Annotated in this window: 2 protein-coding genes and 1 pseudogene; all 3 read left to right on the top strand. The window is 52.0% G+C overall.

Features of this window, described 5'->3' with window-relative positions; genetic code table 11:
• Positions 1-1,108, top strand: a pseudogene (locus KDK13_RS17995) (glycine dehydrogenase (aminomethyl-transferring)); the annotation flags it as partial.
• Positions 1,109-1,121: 13 nt separating this feature from the next.
• Positions 1,122-2,252, top strand: a complete 1,131-nt coding sequence (gene gcvT, locus KDK13_RS17990; RefSeq protein WP_257286376.1) for a glycine cleavage system aminomethyltransferase GcvT — start codon at positions 1,122-1,124, stop codon at positions 2,250-2,252.
• 190 nt (positions 2,253-2,442) lie between these two features.
• Positions 2,443-2,955 (top strand): hypothetical protein (locus tag KDK13_RS17985; protein WP_257286375.1); only part of this gene is annotated, 513 nt, incomplete at its 3' end.

Genomic DNA, 2,955 nt, shown 5'->3' with positions numbered 1-2,955 from the left:
CCCCTCTTCTGCGCACGGCACCAACCCGGCTTCAGCGGCGATGCTCGGCATGAAAATTGTGATTGTCGCCTGTGATGATAGCGGTAACGTGGATGTGCATGACCTGAGGGCCAAAGCGGAAGAGTACCGTGATCGCCTCTGTGCCCTGATGGTCACCTACCCTTCCACCCACGGGGTCTACGAAGAAGAGATTCGCACCATCTGCCAGATCATTCATGATCATGGTGGTCAGGTCTATATGGATGGCGCCAATATGAACGCCATGGTCGGTGTCTCCCGTCCGGGCGATATCGGCTCCGATGTCTCTCATCTCAATCTGCACAAGACCTTTGCCATTCCCCATGGCGGTGGCGGTCCGGGTATGGGCCCCATTGGCGTCAAGAGCCATCTGGCCCCTTACCTGCCCAACCATTCGCTGAGCCCGGTCGAAGGCCGCAATGAAGGTCACAGTGAAGGCCTCAGTGAAGGCATCGGCGCCGTAGCTGCTGCTCCATATGGCAGCGCATCCATACTGCCCATCAGCTGGATGTACATCACCATGCTGGGCAGCCGGGGTTTACGGGAGTCAACAGAACTGGCCATCCTGCATGCCAACTACATGGCAAAGCGGCTGGGTGATCATTACCCGATTCTCTATCAGGGCAGAAACCATCATGTTGCCCACGAGTGCATCATTGATATTCGCCCGATCAAAGAAGCCTGCGGCATTACCGAAGAAGATATTGCCAAACGCCTGATGGATTATGGTTTCCACGCCCCGACCATGTCTTTCCCCGTGGCCGGAACCCTGATGATCGAGCCAACGGAGTCTGAATCCAGAGAAGAAATAGACCGCTTTATTGATGCGATGATCTCAATCAGGAAGGAAATTGATCAGGTCGCCAACGGCACATGGCCAAAGGACAACAACCCTCTGGTCAACGCCCCCCACACCATGGCAGACCTGGCGGAAGATGATTGGCAGCGCCCATACAGCAGGAAAGTCGCGGCATTTCCGTCACCTGCCGGTCATAAGTCGAAATACTGGCCAGCGGCCAATCGCATTGACAATGTTTTTGGGGATCGCAATTTTATCTGTTCATGCCCCGGCATTGATAATTATCAATAAATGGAGATGAGGTATGTCTGAAGCGTCAGCTGAAAGCCTGAAGAGAACCCCGTTATATGGTCTTCATCTGGCCCGGGGGGCAAAAATGGTCCCTTTTGCCGGTTATGAAATGCCTGTGCAGTACCCATCCGGAGTTAAGAACGAGCATATCCATACACGCCGTAAAGCCGGAGTTTTTGATGTCTCCCATATGGGGCAGCTGACACTGTCCGGTGACGGGGTTGACTATTTCCTGGAGTCCCTGGTGCCGGTTGATATTGCAGGCCTTGCCACTGGCAGACAGCGTTACGCCCTGTTTACCAATGAGGCTGGCGGTATCCTTGATGATCTGATGGTCACCCGTTACGACGATTGCCTCTATCTGGTGGTCAATGCGGCGTGCAAGGCGCAGGATATTCAGCATATCCGCTCCGGACTTCCGGAAGGTGTCAGGCTGGACGTTCTCGATAACCGGGCACTCATTGCCATTCAGGGACCTATGGCCTCGGAGGTTATGGCAGGGGTTGTTCCGGAGGTGGCTGACATGGTCTTTATGGACTCCCGCCAGCTACCCATTGATGGCACGCCCTGCTTTATCAGTCGTTCCGGGTATACCGGGGAAGATGGCTTTGAGATTTCCATCCCGGAAAAAGACGCTGAACGCATCACCCGGCTACTGCTCGACCATCCGAACGTTGCATTAATTGGTTTGGGTGCCAGAGACTCCCTCCGGCTGGAATCGGGCCTCTGTCTCTACGGCCATGATATTGATGTCAATACCAGCCCCATTGAAGCGAGCCTGATGTGGGCCATCAGTAAAAATCGTCGTCATGGTGGTGAGCGTGCAGGAGGCTTCCCTGGCGCTGAAAAAATCCTGCAACAGATAGAGACCCGACAGGTGGCCGCCAGACGCATTGGCCTTATTGGCACTACCAGGGCCCCGGTTCGTGAAGGGGCAGAGCTGGTGGATGATCTTGGCAAGCCTATTGGCCGGGTAACCTCCGGCACCTTTGGCCCAACCGTTGAAGCACCGGTTGCGATGGCTCTGGTCAACGCCGATTATGCGACACTGGGTACAAAAGTCCATGCACTGGTCAGAGGTAAAAGGCTGCCAATGACCGTCAGTAAAATGCCGTTTATCGAACAGCGCTATCACCGCGGATGATGTATTTTTCATAACCGCATTTCATAACAACTGCTGGCTGCCCCTTCCTCAGGGCGGGCTGGCAGTTTCCGGTTTATTCGTTACAGCTTATTCCCACGCCAATATCACCCTGTTCATTTCGGTAGTTAGAAAATTCCATGATTAACGGAAGCCATTAGTACGCAACTTTTCCACTACTCTGGAGTCGAATATGTCCAAAACAAATATAATAGTGGGCAATTTCATGCTTCCTTTAACTACAGAAATCAACTCAATACTTTTCCAACCCTGGCAACCAGATATTTCTCCTGGAAAGCCACAAGTACAAACGGCTGCCCATCAGCCAGAATATATTGAATTACCCGGGGTTCACTGTTATGAAGAGCTCGAAACCCATGTTGCTTTTCCTGAGATAAAAACCCGTTTCCTGAATGATATTCAGGATATGAAGCAACTAGTACGAACGTATGTTAATCATCAGTACGACACATCAATAAATATTTTTCATGAGAAGCTGAAATCGCCTCCTGAACATCTCAAAAACAGCCTGCTACCTCTGTATCGTGAGACACGCTTCCAGATTCGACAGCTAGTCATGCAACTTAAGGATCAACAACATGATCCAAATATTGACAACCAGAATTACATCGCCCGTGTACTTCATGAATGCCTGAACGACATTCAGGAGTGCGCCCCTGGTATTCATGGCCGCTTTACCCGGAGT

Source organism: Endozoicomonas sp. SESOKO1 (genome assembly GCF_024606265.1).
Taxonomy (GTDB): domain Bacteria; phylum Pseudomonadota; class Gammaproteobacteria; order Pseudomonadales; family Endozoicomonadaceae; genus Endozoicomonas.
Note: the sequence above shows the minus strand (reverse complement) of the source record. Positions and strands in the feature narration are given on the sequence as shown.

Bases quoted from the DNA above. Each gene is read 5' to 3' on its own strand.
- gcvT (WP_257286376.1), top strand. From the start codon at position 1,122: ATGTCTGAAGCGTCAGCTGAAAGCCTGAAGAGAACCCCGTTATATGGT.